This window comes from Methanocorpusculum sp. GPch4, from assembly GCF_012062385.1.
Lineage (GTDB): Archaea > Halobacteriota > Methanomicrobia > Methanomicrobiales > Methanocorpusculaceae > Methanocorpusculum > Methanocorpusculum parvum.
Window position 1 is genome coordinate 74733 of the sequence record NZ_SIJA01000080.1, and the last position, 18459, is coordinate 93191.

The following is an 18459-nucleotide window of genomic DNA, read 5'->3' on the forward strand; positions in this document are numbered from 1 at the left end:
ATATTATTTATGTAATCTGAATCAACAAAGTAACTGACATGATCGAAGAAATGACAAAGGAACGGGCATATGCCATACTCGGGCTGCCGGTCGGCGCTGACTTCTCCACGACATCGCTTGCATTCCGCAACCTTCGGGACAAATATCATCCTGACATCAACCCGAGGATGAGAAGAGAGTACACAGAGGTCATCGCCGCATTCGAGTATCTCCAGCGCATGTTTTCCGACTGAACGGTCCGGAAGAATGCCCGGAAAAAACCCAAAAAATTGCAGGCAGATTTGGCTATCTCTCTGAGTGAGAACACGATTTTTCAAAATCAGGGGGGCATTATCGCACCGCGCGGTCAGGGGTATATATACTTCCGGGTTGTATCTATCTATTGTAAACCCCCGGGATGAGACTTCTGACAGTACTCTTGTGGTTTGGTCCTTCACAAGTCCATCCTCTTTTCTCCAGAACCATTATTATATTCGTGTCTCCAATGAATCATTCAGAGAATCATGATCGAGATATACTCCTCGATAACCGAGAGCAGACTCCCGGTCCTGCAGGATACCATCACCAAAGGATCCTGGATCCGCCTGATCAGGCCGACGGATGAGGAGGTTTCGTATGTCTGCGATGCCTTGTCTTTGGACAAAGATGAACTGACCATCCTGTTAGATGAAGAGGAGCGGCCGCGTGTGGAGCATGATGCCGGGATATCCCTCATCCTGATCGATACGCCGTATGTCGATACCGAAGAGGATATCGAGTCATACACCACCATCCCTGCTGGATTCGTTCTTCTGCCCGACAATATCATCACCGTCTCTCTGCGGAAAAATCCGATCCTTGATCAGTTCGCATCCGGGAAGATCAAAAATTTTTCGACCGCAAACCGGATCAACTTCATTCTGCTGTTTCTGTACAAAAACGCCGATATGTTTGTGCAGATCCTGCGAAAAATCGACAAACGGATCAGTGCGATCGAACAGACCCTCAAAAAGTCAACCAAAAACGAGCAGCTTTTCCATATGCTCACTCTTTCAAAATCCCTTGTCTACATCACCAATTCGCTGAAAGGAAACGATGCGGTCCTGAAAAAACTTTCCAGGACCCAGGTGGGCGCCGCGATGCTGACCGAAGAGGATCATGATCTTCTGGATGACGCCATCATCGAGAACCGTCAGGCTCTGGAGATGGCCCAGACCTTTTCCGAGACCATTTCAAGTACGATGGGGGCGTTTGCCTCGATCATCAACAACAATGTAAACTGGGTCATGAAAATCTTCACCATTTTTGCGGCAATTATGGTGATCCCCATGGTCGTTGCAGGATTTTTTGGTATGAACGTCAGTATGCCTCTGGAAGATCATCCGTTTGCCTTCCTCGGGATCGTGTGCGGGTCTCTCGGCTTATCGGCACTCGTGATTTTTGTGCTGCTGAAAAAACGGATCCTCTAACCCCGGAACACAAAACATCCCCAGGCCATATATTCCCGCCCGTAGGTAAGGTATTCATCCTGGATCTGCTCAAGATACTCATATAGATTTTCAGAGACGGCATTCTGCCAGACTGCAGATTCATACTGGTCCCATTCCTCATCCGAGGCACTTAGCATACCGGTAAGCGTGAGCCCCAGATATCGTGCCGTTGAAACCAGTTCCAGGGATGTCGGGACATCTCTCCACTCTCTCGCAAAATCGGGCGGCACGGACTCCTTCTTCCAGAACCTGTCTCCGATGATGAGACTCCCTCCCTCTTTTACAAACCCGGCAAGATGTTCCAGGGCTTTTTCCGCTCCGCCGAAAATAAATGATGTGCCAAAGGCGCATACCGCGTCGTACGATCGTTCAGGGATACATTCAGTAGCGTCTCCTTCGATCACCGAGATGCCGGTCCCCCGGAGAAGTTCTTTTGCGCGGGACGCTGACGCTTTCTGCAGCTCGATACCGGTTCCAAAGATCCCGAACTCTTTTTGCCAGAGATTCAGGAGTGTGCCGTTCCCGCATCCAACGTCCAGAACCGAGGTCCCGGGTTTGAGATCCGCATACTTTCCGGCAAGGATCAGCTTCTTTTCAGAAACAGGATTCATTATATTCATATTTCCCTGGGTCAGCATGCTGATTTCATCCTCGTCCATGACACAATAATGGTTGTTCTCCATTAAAGCAATATTGCACAGATACTCTTGCCAACTAGTAAAATAATTCTTAGTTACCTCAAGAAATACATAATTTATTATAGAATCTTCAGCCAAAACTATTGACAGGAGTTATCTGTGGATCTGAAAAAATTATCAAGCTCAGTTGTCTTTTGCTCGATTCTGGTGCTTTTAGCATCCTGTTCGTATGCAATCCTTTCAACTATCGTAACGCTCGCCGTAATGAACGGTTTTGGGATACCGGTCATTCTGGTCGGAAAGTTCGTCTACGGATGGATCATCCTTTTCGTACTTGTGGTTCTCATCTGGTTTGTCTATCAGAGAAAACAGCCAAAACATGCACCAAGCACTCTTCCGCTTTGGAAACGTGTTGTAACACTCATCATCACCGGTATCGTGATGGCGCTTGTGACGGTCTGTTACTTTCTCTCGCTTGGATACCTGCCGATCTCTCTTGCCGTTGTTTTACTTTTCCAGTATTCCTGGATAGGTGTGGTTATCGAGTCGGTCACCGGAAGAAGACTTCCTTCGAGAAATAAGGTCATTGCCTGTGTTGTCATCCTGATCGGTACGATCCTTGCAGGCGGTATCATTGGATCAGGTCTCTCACTTGCAGAGATGAATCCAGCCGGCATCGTGCTCGGTCTCCTTGCAGCATTCTTCTACGCCTTGTTCGTTCATCTGAGTGGAAGGGTCAGCCCGGAACTTGCACCAATGAACCGCAGTTTCTTTATTGCTACCGCCGGTATGGCCTTTGTTCTGCTGTTCGTCGGAACGCTCTATGGAGGGGCCGCAGTCATTGAAGGAATCACGAATGTGAATGCGTTGGCCTACAGTATCCCGCTCGGTCTTTTCGGTATCGCAATTCCGATCTTCTTCCTTGCAGTCGGAGCCCCGAAAGTCAGTACCGGTATGGCAACTATTCTGAACTCGGCTGAACTTCCGGTCGAGGTACTTGCAGCTGCCGTCATCATTCTCGAGCCGGTCGCAGCACTTCGCTGGGTCGGTGTCATTGTCATCCTCATGGGTATCGCTCTTCCGTACATCCTTGAACGAAAGATCACCAGCGGTCTTGAAAAGTAGATCATACAAAATATTTCATATCACTTTTTTTGGGACCTTCTCCTCTTTGATGTTTTTTTCAGAATATTACGCAAGATCGGTTTCCCGGCCCGCAAGTTTACCATACTCAGCACCAAACTTTACTTGCTGATAACCCAAAATATCCGGGATAATACACAATAAAACGGTATTTTACTTGCTCACTCAACAAATAAATTTGTTTTTATTTATAGTAAATAAAATAGTTTATAATCTCCAGCATCCTGACGTATAGGTATGACTATCATTGAAGATGCAAAGAAAGGCCTCATCACTGAAGAGATGAAGGTCGTGGCAAAGTCCGAAGGAGTCACCGAGGATTTCATCCGCCGGGGGATCGCCGGCGGTCATATCGTCATTCCGATGACCCCCTACCGGAAAGTAAAACTCTGCGGTATCGGCTCGGGACTTCGCACCAAAGTGAATGCATCGATCGGGACCTCGTCTGATATCGTGAATGTGGAAGAGGAACTGGAAAAGGCACGTCAGGCAGAACTCGCCGGAGCAGACACGTTGATGGAGCTCTCGACCGGGGGGGACTTCCTTGACATCCGCAGAAGAGTCTGTGAACAGTCAAATCTTTCCGTTGGATCCGTTCCGCTCTATCAGGCGTTCATCGAAGCCGCGAGAAACAAAGGCGGCGTCGTGTTCATGGACGAGGACGATCTCTTCAAGATCACCGAACAGCAGGCAAAACTCGGTACGAATTTTATGGCGATCCACACCGGGATCAACTATGAGACCGTGAAGAGACTGAAAAATCAGGGCAGACACGGCGGGCTTGTCTCACGCGGAGGAGCGTTCATGACGGCATGGATGCTGCACAACGAGATGGAGAACCCTCTCTACCGCAGGTTCGACTACCTTGTCGAGATCCTGAAAGAGCACGAAGTCACCCTCTCCTTTGGAAACGGCATGCGGGCGGGCGCCTGTCATGACGCCACGGATCGTGCAGCCATTCAGGAACTTTTGATCAACGCAGAGCTTGCCGATCAGGCAACTGCCGCCGGCGTTCAGTGTATCATGGAAGGTCCGGGGCACATCCCGCTCGACGAGATCAAAACGAACGTCCAGCTCGAAAAGCGTGTTACGAACAACAAACCGTTCTACATGCTCGGCCCTCTTGTAACGGATATTGCTCCGGGATATGACGACCGTGTCGCCGCGATCGGCGCTTCCGTCTCGTCGGCCGCCGGCGCAGATTTCATCTGCTATGTGACGCCCGCCGAACACCTCGCTCTTCCGACCCCCGAAGAAGTGTATGAAGGTGTCATCAGTTCACGTATCGCCGCCCACGTCGGGGACATGGTGAAACTTCCAAAGACCCGTGAGGCGGATCTTGAGATGGGCCATGCACGCCGCGATCTCGACTGGGAACGCCAGTATTCCGTCTCTATCAACCCGGAAAAGGCACGCTGCATCAGAAACTCCCGTATGCCGGCCGACTCCGACGCCTGCACGATGTGCGGGGACTTTTGTGCGATCAAGATCGTGCAGAAAAACTTCAACTTCTAATCCCCCCGCTTTTTTTCGAACTCCCCGGTCTTCTGCAGGAAAAACTGGTTAACCTGATCTCTTTTTCTGAGAGCAACTATTTAACGCCCCTCGCCTATAAGTAGTATATCAGATATGTTCGAACTACTCCTCAGCCCAGCGGTACTGCCGTGGGTATTGATCGTCATCGGAGCCGCCCTTCTGCTTATTGAAGCCGGCTCGCCGGGCTTTTTCATGGCAGTTCCCGGAACCGCCCTGATCTTTCTCGGAGTCACGTCATTCTTCTTCGGGTTAGGGTTCCTCTCCTCTCCCTTAGGCATCACGCTGACCGTTTTTGCAGCGATCATCGCTGCGGTCATCACGGTGTTTATGTACAAGAAAATCTCTCCCGATCAGAAACCCACTACCTCGGGTCAGGACTCACTCATCGGCAAAACCGGTTTTGTCACGACGGAAGTCGTATTTGACTCGATCTCGGGCAAAGTCGAGATCGACGGCGTCGTATGGAGTGCCAAATGTATTGACGGGACCATCCCTCCCGGAACAAAAATCGAGGTGACCGCCGCGAGCGGTGTCCACCTCACCGTAAAAAAGGTCTAATTTATGGATGCATTAACATTACTTGCAATAATTCTCGTTGTCATCATCCTTTTCATATTTGCAAAAGGTGTCGTCATCGTTCAGCCGTATCAGAAAGGACTCGCAGTTCGTCTCGGAACCTACACGGGTCAGGTCAATCCGGGTTTCAAATGGGTCGTTCCGTTCATCACGACCGTCTACAAACTCGATCTCAGGACCCAGGTCATCGACGTCCCGTCCCAGGAAGTCATCACGAAAGATAACTCACCGACCGATGTGGACGCGATCATCTATATCCGTGTCATGGATCCGGAACGTGCCTACTTCGAAGTAGCCAACTACCGTCAGGCAACCGTGGCCCTTGCGCAGACAAGTCTTCGAGGCATCATCGGTGATATGGAACTCGATGAGGTCCTCTACAACCGTGACATGATCAACCGCAAGCTTCGGGATATCCTCGATAAGGAAACCGACCAGTGGGGTGTCAAGATCGAACGCGTTGAGATCAAAGAAGTCAACCCGATCGGCGCCGTCAAACAGGCAATGACCGAACAGACCTCTGCGGAGAGGGAACGGCGTGCTGCAATTCTTCGTGCAGACGGAGAAAAGCGTGCAGCGATCCTTAAAGCAGAAGGTCTCAGACAGAGTATGATCCTCGAGTCCGAAGGTGAACGTCAGAGTAAGATCCTTCGTGCGGAAGGTACCCGTCAGAGCCGGATCCTCGAAGCCCAGGGAGAAGCCCAGGGCCTTCGGATCGTCGCGCTTGGTTCAAGAGCGCTGGACAAACGGTCCATCACGGTCCTCTCCTTAAACACCATGCAGAAGATGGCCGACGGCCAGGCTACCAAGATCATCTTCCCGTTCGAGCTCACCAACCTGATCAAACAGGGTGCAAAGTTCCTTGGCGGCGAAGAGCTTGCCGAGATCGACGAGATCCCCGACATTGCTCTGGATGAAAACATCTTAGGCGACCTCCCGGACAAAGAGGAGATCGCAAAGGCCGTAGAAGCGGTCAAAAATGCAAGTGAACTTGCACGGACCCCGGAAGATATCGTCGAATAACCCCCCTCTTTTTTTGATCGTTTGGTATCAGCAGGGATCATTTTCCCGGATGCTTCATCTCTTATGACAAGGAATGTCTGCTAATGAAAACTAACTTACCCCTGCAGTACCTATAGATAGATACATCCAAGGGACGATATTATGGCACTCAAAATACTCCACACAGGCGGCCGCAAAAAAATACGGGATTCTGTAAAATTTGAACTGGAAAACGGCGCCGACACGCCGCAGTTCAGCTACGGCAAATTTCCGATCACCTACGCCGTCAACTTCCAGGGACTCTCGCTCTCCGTCGATCAGGAAAAGGGTATGTATCATTACCGGCGTGCTCTTGGCAACTGGAAGACCGAGAAGAACGTGTCCATGTCAAACGGCAGTCTCCTCATCCACCCGGTAGAGCCGCTCAACCTTCCTGACAATGTCACGGATTTTCTGGAGATAGGCTTTGACCCGATCATGATCGAGCCGGAAGGCAGATGCGTCGTTTTTGTGACCATGCCGATCGAGATCGGGGTTTTCATCGAGTCCGAAAGCGGCGAGACCGAGGTACTCGACATCGTCTCCTACATCTACCCCAAATACTCCATGTACGGCAATTCCAGCCGCGGCGTGATAACCCGGCATCATAAAAGCAGTGTGTATTATTATTCCCCCAATGTCAAAAACTACCAGTCCGGCCTGCTCAAACTCGAGATCGAAAACCGGACGACCGGCTGGGTCAACATCGGCAGAGTGGTCCTTTATCAGAAAGGACTCTTCCTCTACTTCGATGAGCATATCACCGCAGCGACGGCGACCGTGGTCATCACCAGTCCCGATGTTGCCTCGGTGACGGGGATCGATTACCCTATCCGGGAGGATATGACACCCGCAAGCCGGGTGTATGTTCCCCGCAAGATCACGCCGTTTTATAATATTCCCGGTATGCTCAACGACACCGTCTTCACGATGGACATGGGGCTGATCTGAAATGGTCGATCTGTCGCTTTTCTTTACAGGAAACAGTTTTCTTGACACCAAGCTGATCGGAGAGATCACGTATGGCGACATGCTTGGGGTCATCATCATAGTCGTCGTGACCTATCTGCTTGCCCGCACGCTCTCCACTCTGCTCAGGCGGATTCTCGCGGGAAAAGTCGAGACGAGCAACATTGCGTTTCTGGCGAAACTCCTCAAATGGACCCTGTACTTCATCGGCTTCCTTGTCATCAGCCCGTATCTCCACCTTGATCTCTCCGGCCTGATGGTCGCCGGGGGAGTGGTGGCCGTGGCATTTGGTTTTGCCTCGCAGAACACGCTCTCGAACTTTGTCGCCGGCGTTCTGCTGATGTTCGAGCGGCCGGTGGCGGTCGGCGACAACATCAGCGTGAACGGTACCGAAGGATATGTCGAAGACATCGGTCTGTTGTCAACAACGATCCGCACCTACAAAGGGCTGTTTGTCCGTATCCCCAACTCATCGATGTTCAGCTCGGAGATCACCAACTACGTGGCACACATCGCACGGCGGTTCGATTACGATATCAGGATCAGATACACAGATGATGCGAATAAAGCCGTCAAAGTGATCAAAGAAGTCATCGACAAACATCCCTACGCCCTCAGGAGTCCGGCTCCGTCGGTGTTTGTGGACGAACTGGGAAACAACAGTATCAACCTGAAAGTCCGCATCTGGTGTCCGTCAGGCTTCTGGTGGGATGTCAAGACCGACCTGCTCTGGAAGATCTTCAAGGCTCTCCGCAAAGCAAACATCGACATCCCGTTCCCGCAGGTGACCCTCTGGTACGGCGAAGAAGCGCCGAAGTCGGCCCGGTTGTCAGGAGGCAACGGCTTCACGCCTGATGAAGTGCTCGGAAAAAGCGAATCATCGCCGGAAAACGCCGTCAAGGTGATCAAGTAATGGACATAGCCCCTCTCCTCTCCCGCCTCACGGATGCCGATCTGAAACTGCGGCATGAAGCCGTCGAACAGCTGGCAACGCTTGCCCGAAACGATCCGGATCCGGTCGTTCCCGAGATCATTGCGGCACTAAAGGAAGCCGACCTCAACGTCCGCTGGTACCTCGGCCGTGCACTGATAAGGGCCGGATCTTTGGTGATCCCCTTCCTTGTCGCTGCGTCGGAAGAGGAGACCGACATGGCGGTCCAGAAGTATTACGGCGCCGTTTTTGCGGCGTTCGGCGAAGAGAGCATCCCGACGCTTGTCGGCATGTTCGCCTCGGAAAATCCTACCACCCGCGGCATGGCGGCCGCCGCCCTGGAAAAGATCGGTGAGCCTTCGCTCCCGTCTCTTTTAAAAGCCGCGAAAAGTCCAAACGGCACCGTGAAACTCTGCGCCGTTTTGACGCTCGCAAAATTTCAGATCTATGACTACTGATCCATGGCAGAACTCGTAACCTCGCCTGAGTACCGGGCGTATCTCGACGGCCTTATCGCCGGCCTCGACCGGGCAATGGAGATCGCCAATGCGGCGAAAAGCATCGGCGTCGACCCCCGGCCGTATGTGGAGATCCCGATAGCGAGCGATCTCGCCGGCCGCGTGGAGGCTCTGCTCGGCTACAAAGGGGTCGCTGCAAAGATCCGGGAGCTCGAGGACAGGATGTCCAGAGAAGAGGCCGCTCTCAAGATCGGCGACGCCTTTGTCGGCAAGGAGTTCGGCGAGGCGGCCCGCGAGGAGATCCTTGATCACGCGATCCGTACATCCATGGCCCTTTTAACCGAAGGCGTGGTCGCGGCGCCGACCGAAGGCATCGGCAAGGTCGCCGTTCGAAGAAACGACGACGGGACCGAGTATCTCTCGATCTACTACGCGGGACCCATCCGATCCGCCGGAGGGACCGCCCAGGCGCTTTCCGTTCTCGTCGGTGATTATGTCAGACGGCTTCTCGGGATCGACCGGTACAAACCCCGTGATGACGAGATCGAGAGGTATGTCGAGGAGATCAAGCAGTACAACAACATCCAGAGTATGCAGTATCTCCCAAAAGACGATGACATCCGCATGATCATTCGTCACTGTCCGGTCTGTATTGACGGCGAACCCACCGAGCAGGAAGAGATCTCCGGATACCGGAATCTCGAACGCGTCGAAACGAACGTCGTCCGCGGAGGGATGTGCCTTGTCATCGCCGAAGGTATCGGACTGAAGGCCCCAAAGATCCAGAAGAACGTCGCAAAGATGAACCTTGACGGCTGGGAGTGGCTCGAGGAGCTCATCAGCGGAAACGCGCCCGCTCAGGAAGAGGAGGAGGAACCGGGCGTCCACCCGAAGGACAAGTATATGCGGGATATGCTCGCCGGCAGGCCTGCTTTTTCGTATCCGATGAGGAAAGGCGGGTTTCGGTTCCGCCTCGGCCGGTGCAGAAACACCGGTCTTGCGACCTGCGGATTCAATCCGGCCGCCCTGCACATCCTTGACGATTATCTCGCGGTCGGCACGCAGATGAAGGTCGAACGGCCGGGAAAAGCCTGCGGGGTCGTTCCGTGCACAGATATCGAAGGGCCGACCGTCCGTCTGAAAAGCGGCGAAGTCTGCAGAATCGACACGCTCGATTCGGCGAACAAATATTATGATCAGATCGAGTACATCCTCGACATCGGGGAGATTCTGATCTCGTTTGGCGAGTTCATGGAGAACAACCATGTCCTCATGCCGCCAAGCTACTGTGAGGAGTGGTGGCTGCAGGAAGGCGGCCCCCGGCATCCGGCAGACGAAGCCGAGGCTCTCCGTTTTGCAGCGGAGGGCGCCTACCTTCATCCGGATTACACCTGGTTCTGGGACGACTGCACCGAGGAACAGCTGACCTTTCTTGCAGAAAAGACGGCCGCCGCCGGCTCGATGAAAAACGGCGTTTTGTACATCCGCGAGGATCCTGCGGTGAAAAAAGTACTCGAAGAGCTGCTCGTTCCGCACACCGTAGAAGAGGGATCCTATGTTCTGAGAACGCCGCTTGCCTTTCTCCGGGGACTCGGTCTGACCGATACGCTGGAAAGATCGTCAGCCTGGGAGACCCTCCCGCCGTTTACGAACGGTCTGATTATGGCGGCGCATCTCTCGGGTCTGAAGATGCGGTCCAAAGCCGGGACACGGGTCGGGGGAAGGATGGGCAGACCCGGCAAATCGGCGCCCCGAAAGATGAAACCGCCGGTCCATGTGCTTTTCCCCATCGGGGAGGCGGGCGGGATGAAACGTTCCATCGACAGCGCGTCAAAGATCTGCAGTGCAGATTCGGATGAGAACTTTGCGGGAACTTCGGTGACAACGGGTCAGGTCGAGGGCCTTATCCAGATCCAGACCGGCGAGCGGCGGTGCCAAAAATGCGGGGCCGTCACGTTTAAGAGCCGGTGTCCCGACTGCGGCGCCCATACCGAAGCGGTGTACCGGTGTCCCCACTGTAATCAGGAAGGGGAACCCGGTCAGGACTCCTGCCCGCGGTGCGGAGCGAATCTGGTCTGTTCGAAGGAGAGTATCATCAGTCTGGCGCAGGAGTATGCGGCTGCGCTGAAAAACGTCGGGATGTCGCCTTCTTCTGCCCCCGAACTGAAAGGGGTCAGAGGGCTCATCTCGCGTGAACGGGTGGTCGAGCCTATGGAGAAGGGTCTTCTTCGGGCGAAGAACACCATCTTCGTGTTCCGCGACGGGACGATCCGGTATGATATGATCGATCTGCCCCTGACGCATTTCCGTCCGGCGGAGGTCGGGGTTTCTGTGGAAAAGCTCCGGTCGATCGGCTATACGAAGGATATGCACGGGGCGGAGCTGACGGATGCTTCGCAGACTGCGGAGCTCCATCCGCAGGATATCATGGTGTCCGCGGACTGCGGAGAGTATCTGGTCAGAGTGGCCAGGTATATCGATGAGCTATTGGAGAGCGTGTACGGGCAGGAGGCGTTTTATCATGTGGAGACGCCCGAGGATCTGGTGGGTCATCTGGTGATGGGTCTTGCGCCGCATACGAGTGCGGGCGTTCTCGCCCGGATCGTGGGGTTCACGAAGGCGAAGGCGGGATACGCCCATCCGTATTATCATGCGGCAAAGCGGCGAAACTGCGACGGGGATGAGGACTGTGTGATGCTTCTGATGGACGGTCTGCTGAACTTTTCGCGGTCGTTTCTGCCGAGCACCCGGGGCGGGACGATGGACGCCCCGCTGGTTCTGACGACGACGCTGAATCCAAAGGAGGTGGATAAGGAGACGCTGAACGTGGATGTGATGTCCCGCTATCCGCTGGAGGTTTACCTGGCGTGTCTGACCTACCGGCCGCCAAAGGAGGTCGGAAAGTTCGTGGATTATGTGGAGAAGCGGGTGGAGACGCCCGGCCAGTTCGAGGGCTTTTCCTTTACGCATGATACGACGGATATCTCGGAGGGGCCGATCGATACGATGTACACGAATCCGATCCTGAAAGGAACGGCGGATAAGATCAAGGCGGAACTGGGGCTCGCTGACCGGATCCGTGCGGTGGATACGAACGATCTGGCAGAAAGGATCATCAACAGTCATTTGATGCCGGATATGATCGGTAATCTGCGGTCGTTTTCCAAGCAGGCGTTCCGGTGTCCGAAGTGTAAGACGAGCTACCGGCGTATTCCGGTTTCGGGGAAGTGCAATAAGTGCGGGGGGCCGGTGAAGGCGACGATGCATAAGGGGAACGTGACGAAGTATCTGGAGATCTCGAAGTATATGGCGGAGCATTACAAGCTTTCGGATTATACGAATCAGCGGATCCAGGTGACGGAGATGAATATCAATTCGACGTTTGGAGAAGAGGAGAAGACGCAGATGGATCTGTCGGATTTCTTCTGACGGAAACCTTTAGGTTTCTCAGCGGAGGCGGATCGACGGTGCAACCGGCGATTTCAGCTAAGCAAACCGAAGGTTTGCGACCAAGTCAGAGCGAAGCGAAGACTTGCGACCGCGGGCGAGCCGATAGGCTCGCCCTCAGGTATGCGAAATTTGTAATGGTGCGGGAGTTTTTTTTTGGTGTTTTTCGTGTTAGTGTACGGGATTTTCATTGATTGAGCGGATTCATCACACGAAATTCACGAAAAATTCACAAAAACACGAAAATAAAAAGAATGAAAAATGGTGAGAAAGATGTGGTTCCCTCCCCCGTCCCCCAACACCAAAAATCACAAATTCGCAAACCTTCGGTTTGCTCAGCTGAGGTCGGCCGCTTTCAGCGTCCAACCCGCCAACGAAATGCACGAAAAGGGGGACAGGGGTGGAGGGATGGAGACTCTTCTTTTTTATTTAGGGGTGTGGGGAAGTGACTGCGGGCTGGACGCTGAAAGCGGCCGACCTCAGCGGAGGCGGATCGACGGTGCAACCGGCGATTTCAGCGGAGCAAGGCTTTGCCTTGCGACCGCGGGCTGACGGCAAAGCCGGCGGTGAATGACTTTTTTTTAAATAGGACTTACGCGGTGTTTGTGTAACTCTAATTCGTAAAGGAGTTTTTTGGGTGTGGAAACATAAAAATAACCAACCGCGAATCGGCGCGAATCCGCCCTTCGGGCGAGAAGAATCGGATTTACTATTCCTCACTTTCGCAAGCCTGCTGTGCAGTCTTGCTCATCCCTCATCGGGATCGTTCGGGCAAATCCTGTCGCCGCCCCAGCGGCTCCCGATAGTAATTTCTCCCCCCCCTTTTTTCATTAAAAAATTCCCTAAATATTTCCTTCAGGAGGTGCCGGGGCACCGACAGGATTTGCCCGAACGGTCCCGATGAAGGGACGAGCCGGTCGTGGCTGAAAGACACGACGAGCGAGAGTGAGGATCAGCAAATCCGATTCGCCTCGCCCGAAGGGCGGATTCGCGCCGATTCGCGGTTGGTTTTATCTCATGTGTCCACACCCAGTACTACCCTTCCCAAATTGGATTGGGAATGACACCGCGTAACTCCTATTTTAAAATAGGAGTCACGCAGGGTTGGGGCGGATCTCATTCAGGCGGAAGATGTTTCCACACCCAGTCACCTCCTTTCCGAATTGGATTGACACGAACACCCCCTCCTCAAATCAACATCTCTGCCTCATCAGTAACCTATTTCCCCTCAGTAGCGAAGCTACATAGTATGACGATCTACGTAACACAACTTGACAAAACCCCCATCGCAGACACCCCTCACAAAGTGGACGTCCGAAAGATCCACGGATCGGCGGTCACCGACATCGTCGTCATCAGTCTCCAGCCGGGCGAATCCCTCAAAAAGCACATGACCCCTGTCGACGTCCTCTTTTATGTACTCGAAGGACAGGGGACCGTCGTCATCGGTGACGAACAGGAAAATGTGGAAAAGAACTCCCTCATCGAAAGCCCCAAAAACATCCCGCATCTGCTCATAAACGACAGCAATGCCCTGTTTCGGGTCATGGTCATCAAACAGCTCACAACCAGCGACGGAAAGGAGATGAAGACCAGGATCCTCTAACCCTCCCCGATGACCCCGCCGGGGGGTCACCCCTCCTTCTGCTTTATTCCGTCAACCAGGAGCTTCAGCCCGGCACAGATCACCAGAACCGGCCCCACCACATAACCTCCCCAGACAACCACTCCGAGAACGCCGAGCAGAATCAGTTTTGCTCCCCGATACTTCACGGGTCTCATCATATACCGCAGGATCAAAACTCCCATGACCAGCGGGATCAGAATAAAGATCGCCGTCACCAGAAACGATCCCGCAAACCCGGTTTTCATAAGCGCCATAAGCGCCTGGACCAGCATAAAACCCGACCCCGCCAGATACAGCAGACCTCCGGCCGATCCGGCGATCGTCTCCGGATGTAAAGGCAGCGGCTCTTTTTTGAACCTGAACAGATACACCATCCCAAACAGGACAATAAACACGGGAAATCCGACCACAAACGCCTGGCTGCTCCCTTCCCACACCCGCACGTTCCCGATCGAAAGAGGGATCATGATCCATTCCGCCAGAGTGAACTCCTCGCGAAACCCGAGCGCAAGCCCGTAATTTCCGGCATTCGTTCCTTTGTTCACCATCGCGATATAATACGTGCCCGGGACCTCAGCGATGTATTCAGCCTTCATCCACTGATAATTTGCGGCAGGCGTGAAGGGTTCATACTCCGGATGATCGGGCTTTGTCCCCGGGATCACCAAATATCCGCTGCCTGCAGGAACACTGACGCCGGGGAAAAGCTCGCCCGCATCTTCGACTCCGGGGCCGATGAGGACCGCCTCCGGATACACGGCATCACGTGTCGGCGTGAAAACCGAGAACCAGACCCGGTCTCCCTGCTGAAGATCGAACGTGTAATAGGAGACCGAGCCTGCATCCGGAAATGTGCCGTAAAACGCCCAGGATTTGACCGGGTCCTGGACAGAGAAAGCATGGTCTATTCCCTGGTTTTCTCCGGTCAGTACCGGCGAGTGTGCTGATACGCCGGCGGTAAGTGAGAGGAGGATCAGTATGACGGCGAATGCCGCCTCCAGCCTTTTCATAATGATAGCGTTAATGATCTTCGATGCATTAAATTTATTCACCGGACCGGGGCTGAAATCTGCCTCATCAGGAATCTATTTCTTCTTTGCGGCGAAGCAGGATAGTATGAAGGTTATGAGAACTGCGCCGGAAAGATCATCATCCGCGGAGGAGAGGGTATGACAAAGACGATTCCTTTTGAGGTGACCGGAAGGGTCGGAGAGATCGAGTTTCGCCGGTATCCGCCCCTGGTGTTTGCATCGGTCGATACGTCGGGTGATGATTCAGGGTTCAATCTGCTGTTTGCCTATATCACGGGAAAAAACTCGGCGAAGAATGCGATCCCGATGACGTCTCCGGTGATCACGGCGGCAAAGATCCCGATGACAGCGCCGGTAGTTTCCGATGCGTCGACGATGTCGTTTGTGATGCCGGCGGGGAAAACCCCGGAAGAGGTCCCGGAGCCGCTGGACAGTAAGGTGCGGATCGTTCCGGTGCCTGAGCGGGAGGTGGCGGTTATCACGTTCAAGGGAAAAACCCGTGAGGAGGAGGTGAAGGAGGTTGAGACCCGGCTCTTGAAAGGGCTTCGTGACGCGGGGATAGAGCCGGCGGGAGAGGTGTTTTTGATGCGGTATAATCCGCCCTGGACGCCGGGATTTTTGCGGCGCAATGAGGTGGGGGTGGAGGTTAAGCGGTGAAATCGTAATCGAGTCCGAAAGAGACTTCAGACCTTATAACGGAATTTGTTTGCGAGTTTGTTTACCGCTGCATCTGTTAAAATCGGATCTCTGTTACAGATATATCTGGCAATATAATTGTGAGATAATACCTTTGTATGTCGATTATTATCACAAGGAGGTATTCTGGACCCGGTAACGACAATTATTGACTCTACTGAATGAGCTAAATTATTATTTTTTAAATAACGATATACAAGATAATTGCCTCTTTTGATTTGGTCATACGGCGTATATGTTCCGTCATTAAAAACTGATTCTGTATAACTTCCACTCCAATTCTTTGTTTCAATGACGTACAATCCCGTGGGTCCTACTACAAGATGGTCAATTTGAGCAGACTTCAAATATGAACCGTCAAATTTAATGTAATCCCTCAATTCAATGTACACATCATTCAAAAGACAATAATCATCAGATAGTTCGCATAAATTTTGAATAACTGCCAGCTCTCCCACAGCCCCTTTATATTCATTTGAGTTCGCAATTCCCTCCAATTTATTCATTTGCATTACTATATTGGAGAGTCTGGACTCAACTTCTTTCTCCGTGTTGTTTTCGAGATAGTTCAATTGACGTTTTAATGATTCAAGTGATGACAGTGAATATTTTTGTCGTTTGTTAATTTCAATATCGGGCTCTGTCTCTAAGTGATTTAATCTCTTCATTGAACGACGTAATTTCAATGTGCTGAAAATATACTTGAGCAGGTGTCTTATTTCGAATTTGATTACCTGCAGGTCTTCTATTTCTTCTCTCAAAATCTCTTTTTCGCTTTCAATATCTTCCACGATCTGAGATTTTTGTACTTCGAGAGTTTTTTCAGAAGTATCAATATTTCTCTTTAAGTCGTCTATTTCGAGGGTAATTTGATCGTATGTTATTGATTTTCCCTCACGGTATTGTTCTTTTGTCTCATCCAAAAGTAAGTCTATTTCATTTAAATTTTCTATGGAAAATCCTGCTCTTTTGGCAAGGATTATTACGCTTTTCTCCGCTCCGGATTTTCCATATTGTATTACCACGGAAAAATACACCTTTGTTTAACTATTTTAACTATTAATTGAGAAATTATGGATTTATGCACGTTTTACAATATGCGACCAATCGATTTATTGTTTTCTCTCCAAAATTTCATGATATTTTTGATGGTACCTAGTTTTCAAAAATGCAGACTGTGTTCTCTTGTAGATATTCTAAAAAATCAAATGCGAGGGGAGGGATTCGAACCCGCGAACTACTTAAGAACAGATCTTGAGTCAGTCTCCGTTGGCCACTTGGATACCCTCGCGAGAATACTTGTACATATTGGCTATGGGTTCTAATGAAGCTGTCGTCTTTCGGCGGTCAGTTCATCTTATGAGAAGACTGACATCACTCTTTTTGCATGAGATTTGGTTTTGGACGTGTCGGGTTGGGTGTGGATACCTGAGATTATTCTCGGCGGGATTTTTCATGTGTCCGCATCCGGCAATACCCTTCCTGAGATATGATCCCATGAATTAGTGTCACATTTTTCTCAAAACCCTGGGAAAAATTTCAAACACCTAATTCTAACCCTTAATACTACTAAAAAGAGAGTTTCGGGAAAAACCTGACACCACACAATAAATCCACCAAATGTCCTCTTTTTTAAAAATTCAGCCAAAATAAGCTGGATTTATGTGTCATCACCATTTCTCCAAACCTGACACCAAATTCCCTCCAAAAAAGAGGTGTCACGTTTTTCAAAAACCAACGTGACACCAACCCCCCCTCTATTTCAGCCGGCACTTGAAATACCGCTGACTATTTGTCCGCAGTTCATCAAACCCGTACACCCGCATCCCCTTAAACAGCGCCCTCTTCTCCTTCTCCGACAGACCCTGCCGGAAATTCACCTGCGAATACTCATCATACCCCGGCATCTGGACCTTCGCGAGTCCCACCGGAATATCATGCCGGGCACACCACGAAATATACGCCTCCTCCAGCTCCAGACGGGACACCCGCCCTGTCTCCGACTTCTCCACACACTCCTCAATGAACGCCGACACCTCGAACCCTGCCAGCAGCTCATTCTGCGTCGAAGCGCAAAACGCCGGAACCGGCAAAAGACCTTCCTTCGTATATGCGATAAGCTCATCCATCATCATCGAAAAGATCGCATCCTTTTCGGCAAGCAAAGACTCCCGGATATCCTTGACCCGCTCATCCCCCGCAAACAGATGCGGAAACGGGATCGTTTTCAGCCGGCGCAGCAGGGCAAAATCCAGCGTCTTATCAAACCGGGGAAGCTCATTCGTCACCCCGACCGGCGTGCAGACCACCTTCTGCGGCCGCGACTTCGCATACATATCCCGAAACCGGCTCGTCATCGCGTCCCCCGTCAGCGCTTTCACCGTATCGGCACTGATCCGCCCGCCCCGGGACTCCTCATCGCTCGCCTCCGAGATCAGCATCGCACGCTTCGAAAGCGACCGGGAAATACCCGACGCCGGACGGTCCTCGGACCCTGCATACAGCTCCCGGACCGACGCCTCCGACATCTCCGACCCGAAGATCTCCCGCAGCACGTCGATCGTCGTCGACTTCCCGTTGCTTCCCTTTCCCCACAGGAAAAGGATGATCTGCTCGGGATTTCCCGGATACAGCAGATAGCCCGTCAGCCGCAGAAAAAACCGGCCGAGCTCCATCATCCGAAGCGTCCGCTCCTCCTCGGAAAGGCCGCTCGTATTATCGTCAAACACCTTTTTGAGGTGGTCGATGAACGCCTGCGAGCGAAGCCCGGGCGTATAGATCAGATCGAAGTAGATCAGCGGGTACTTCTCCCGGATCGAGTCGCACGCCCAGATCGGGATGAACTCGCCGGTTTTGCAGTCGATCGCACCGTTTTTGCAGGTGATATACCGGCCGTC

At 52.2% G+C, this 18459-nt stretch carries 17 protein-coding genes and 1 tRNA gene; 13 read left to right on the forward strand and 5 right to left on the reverse strand.

What is annotated here, in order from left to right; all coding sequences use genetic code 11:
* Nucleotides 1–38 precede the first annotated feature (38 nt).
* Together EYA77_RS08710 and EYA77_RS08715 are read left to right on the forward strand one after the other, a co-directional pair.
* On the forward strand, nt 39–233 hold the full coding sequence (locus tag EYA77_RS08710) for a DnaJ domain-containing protein (RefSeq protein ID WP_042696873.1): 195 nt from the start codon (nt 39–41) through the stop codon (nt 231–233).
* A 270-nt stretch (nt 234–503) separates the two neighbouring features.
* Entirely contained in the window at nt 504–1448 is a 945-nt protein-coding gene (locus tag EYA77_RS08715) for a magnesium transporter CorA family protein (protein WP_042696869.1), read from the forward strand.
* Here the strand turns inward: EYA77_RS08715 and EYA77_RS08720 are convergent.
* On the reverse strand, nt 1445–2128 hold the full coding sequence (locus EYA77_RS08720) for a cyclopropane-fatty-acyl-phospholipid synthase family protein (RefSeq protein ID WP_167816479.1): 684 nt from the start codon (nt 2126–2128) through the stop codon (nt 1445–1447). The genes EYA77_RS08715 and EYA77_RS08720 overlap by 4 nt on opposite strands.
* Nucleotides 2129–2266: 138 nt before the next feature.
* Here EYA77_RS08720 and EYA77_RS08725 point away from each other — a divergent pair, with 138 nt between their 5' ends.
* From EYA77_RS08725 to EYA77_RS08765, 9 genes are all read left to right on the forward strand, one after another.
* Complete coding sequence (locus EYA77_RS08725; RefSeq protein ID WP_167816480.1) at nt 2267–3232, forward strand: EamA family transporter; 966 nt, start codon at nt 2267–2269, stop codon at nt 3230–3232.
* Nucleotides 3233–3487: 255 nt separating this feature from the next.
* Entirely contained in the window at nt 3488–4765 is a 1278-nt protein-coding gene (gene thiC, locus EYA77_RS08730; protein ID WP_095641586.1) for a phosphomethylpyrimidine synthase ThiC, read from the forward strand.
* 114 nt (nt 4766–4879) lie between these two features.
* Nucleotides 4880–5344, forward strand: coding sequence for an NfeD family protein (locus EYA77_RS08735; protein ID WP_167816481.1), 465 nt, complete (start codon nt 4880–4882; stop codon nt 5342–5344).
* 3 nt (nt 5345–5347) lie between these two features.
* Nucleotides 5348–6385, forward strand: coding sequence for an SPFH domain-containing protein (locus EYA77_RS08740; protein WP_167816482.1), 1038 nt, complete (start codon nt 5348–5350; stop codon nt 6383–6385).
* Nucleotides 6386–6526: 141 nt separating this feature from the next.
* Nucleotides 6527–7354 (forward strand): DUF432 domain-containing protein, encoded by an 828-nt coding sequence (locus EYA77_RS08745; protein ID WP_095641587.1) that lies wholly within the window; start codon nt 6527–6529, stop codon nt 7352–7354.
* Nucleotide 7355: 1 nt separating this feature from the next.
* Complete coding sequence (locus tag EYA77_RS08750) at nt 7356–8285, forward strand: mechanosensitive ion channel family protein (RefSeq protein ID WP_167816483.1); 930 nt, start codon at nt 7356–7358, stop codon at nt 8283–8285.
* A complete protein-coding gene (locus EYA77_RS08755) occupies nt 8285–8761 on the forward strand; it encodes a HEAT repeat domain-containing protein (RefSeq protein ID WP_167816484.1) in 477 nt (158 codons plus the stop codon). The genes EYA77_RS08750 and EYA77_RS08755 overlap by 1 nt, the downstream gene beginning before the upstream one ends.
* Before the next feature lie 3 nt (nt 8762–8764).
* Complete coding sequence (locus tag EYA77_RS08760) at nt 8765–12190, forward strand: DNA polymerase II large subunit (protein WP_167816485.1); 3426 nt, start codon at nt 8765–8767, stop codon at nt 12188–12190.
* A gap of 1267 nt (nt 12191–13457) precedes the next feature.
* Nucleotides 13458–13814, forward strand: a complete 357-nt coding sequence (locus tag EYA77_RS08765; protein ID WP_180738240.1) for a cupin domain-containing protein — start codon at nt 13458–13460, stop codon at nt 13812–13814.
* 26 nt (nt 13815–13840) lie between these two features.
* Here EYA77_RS08765 and EYA77_RS08770 read toward each other — a convergent pair whose 3' ends face one another.
* On the reverse strand, nt 13841–14845 hold the full coding sequence (locus tag EYA77_RS08770) for a hypothetical protein (RefSeq protein WP_167816486.1): 1005 nt from the start codon (nt 14843–14845) through the stop codon (nt 13841–13843).
* Nucleotides 14846–14858: 13 nt separating this feature from the next.
* Between EYA77_RS08770 and EYA77_RS08775 the strand changes: the two genes are divergently transcribed.
* Nucleotides 14859–15008, forward strand: a complete 150-nt coding sequence (locus tag EYA77_RS08775) for a hypothetical protein (RefSeq protein WP_209315045.1) — start codon at nt 14859–14861, stop codon at nt 15006–15008.
* On the forward strand, nt 15005–15523 hold the full coding sequence (locus EYA77_RS08780) for a heme-binding protein (RefSeq protein ID WP_167816488.1): 519 nt from the start codon (nt 15005–15007) through the stop codon (nt 15521–15523). Before EYA77_RS08775 ends, EYA77_RS08780 begins: the two co-directional genes overlap by 4 nt.
* A 26-nt stretch (nt 15524–15549) precedes the next feature.
* Here the strand turns inward: EYA77_RS08780 and EYA77_RS08785 are convergent, their stop codons facing one another.
* The 3 genes from EYA77_RS08785 to EYA77_RS08795 form a co-directional block, all read right to left on the reverse strand.
* Nucleotides 15550–16587 carry a nuclease-related domain-containing protein gene (locus tag EYA77_RS08785; protein WP_143744975.1) on the reverse strand — a complete coding sequence of 346 codons (1038 nt, stop codon included), beginning with the start codon at nt 16585–16587 and terminating at the stop codon, nt 15550–15552.
* A 184-nt stretch (nt 16588–16771) separates the two neighbouring features.
* A tRNA-Leu gene (locus EYA77_RS08790) sits at nt 16772–16853 on the reverse strand.
* Nucleotides 16854–17319: 466 nt separating this feature from the next.
* Nucleotides 17320–18459: hypothetical protein (locus EYA77_RS08795; protein WP_167816489.1), on the reverse strand; the 1140-nt coding region annotated here is incomplete at its 5' end.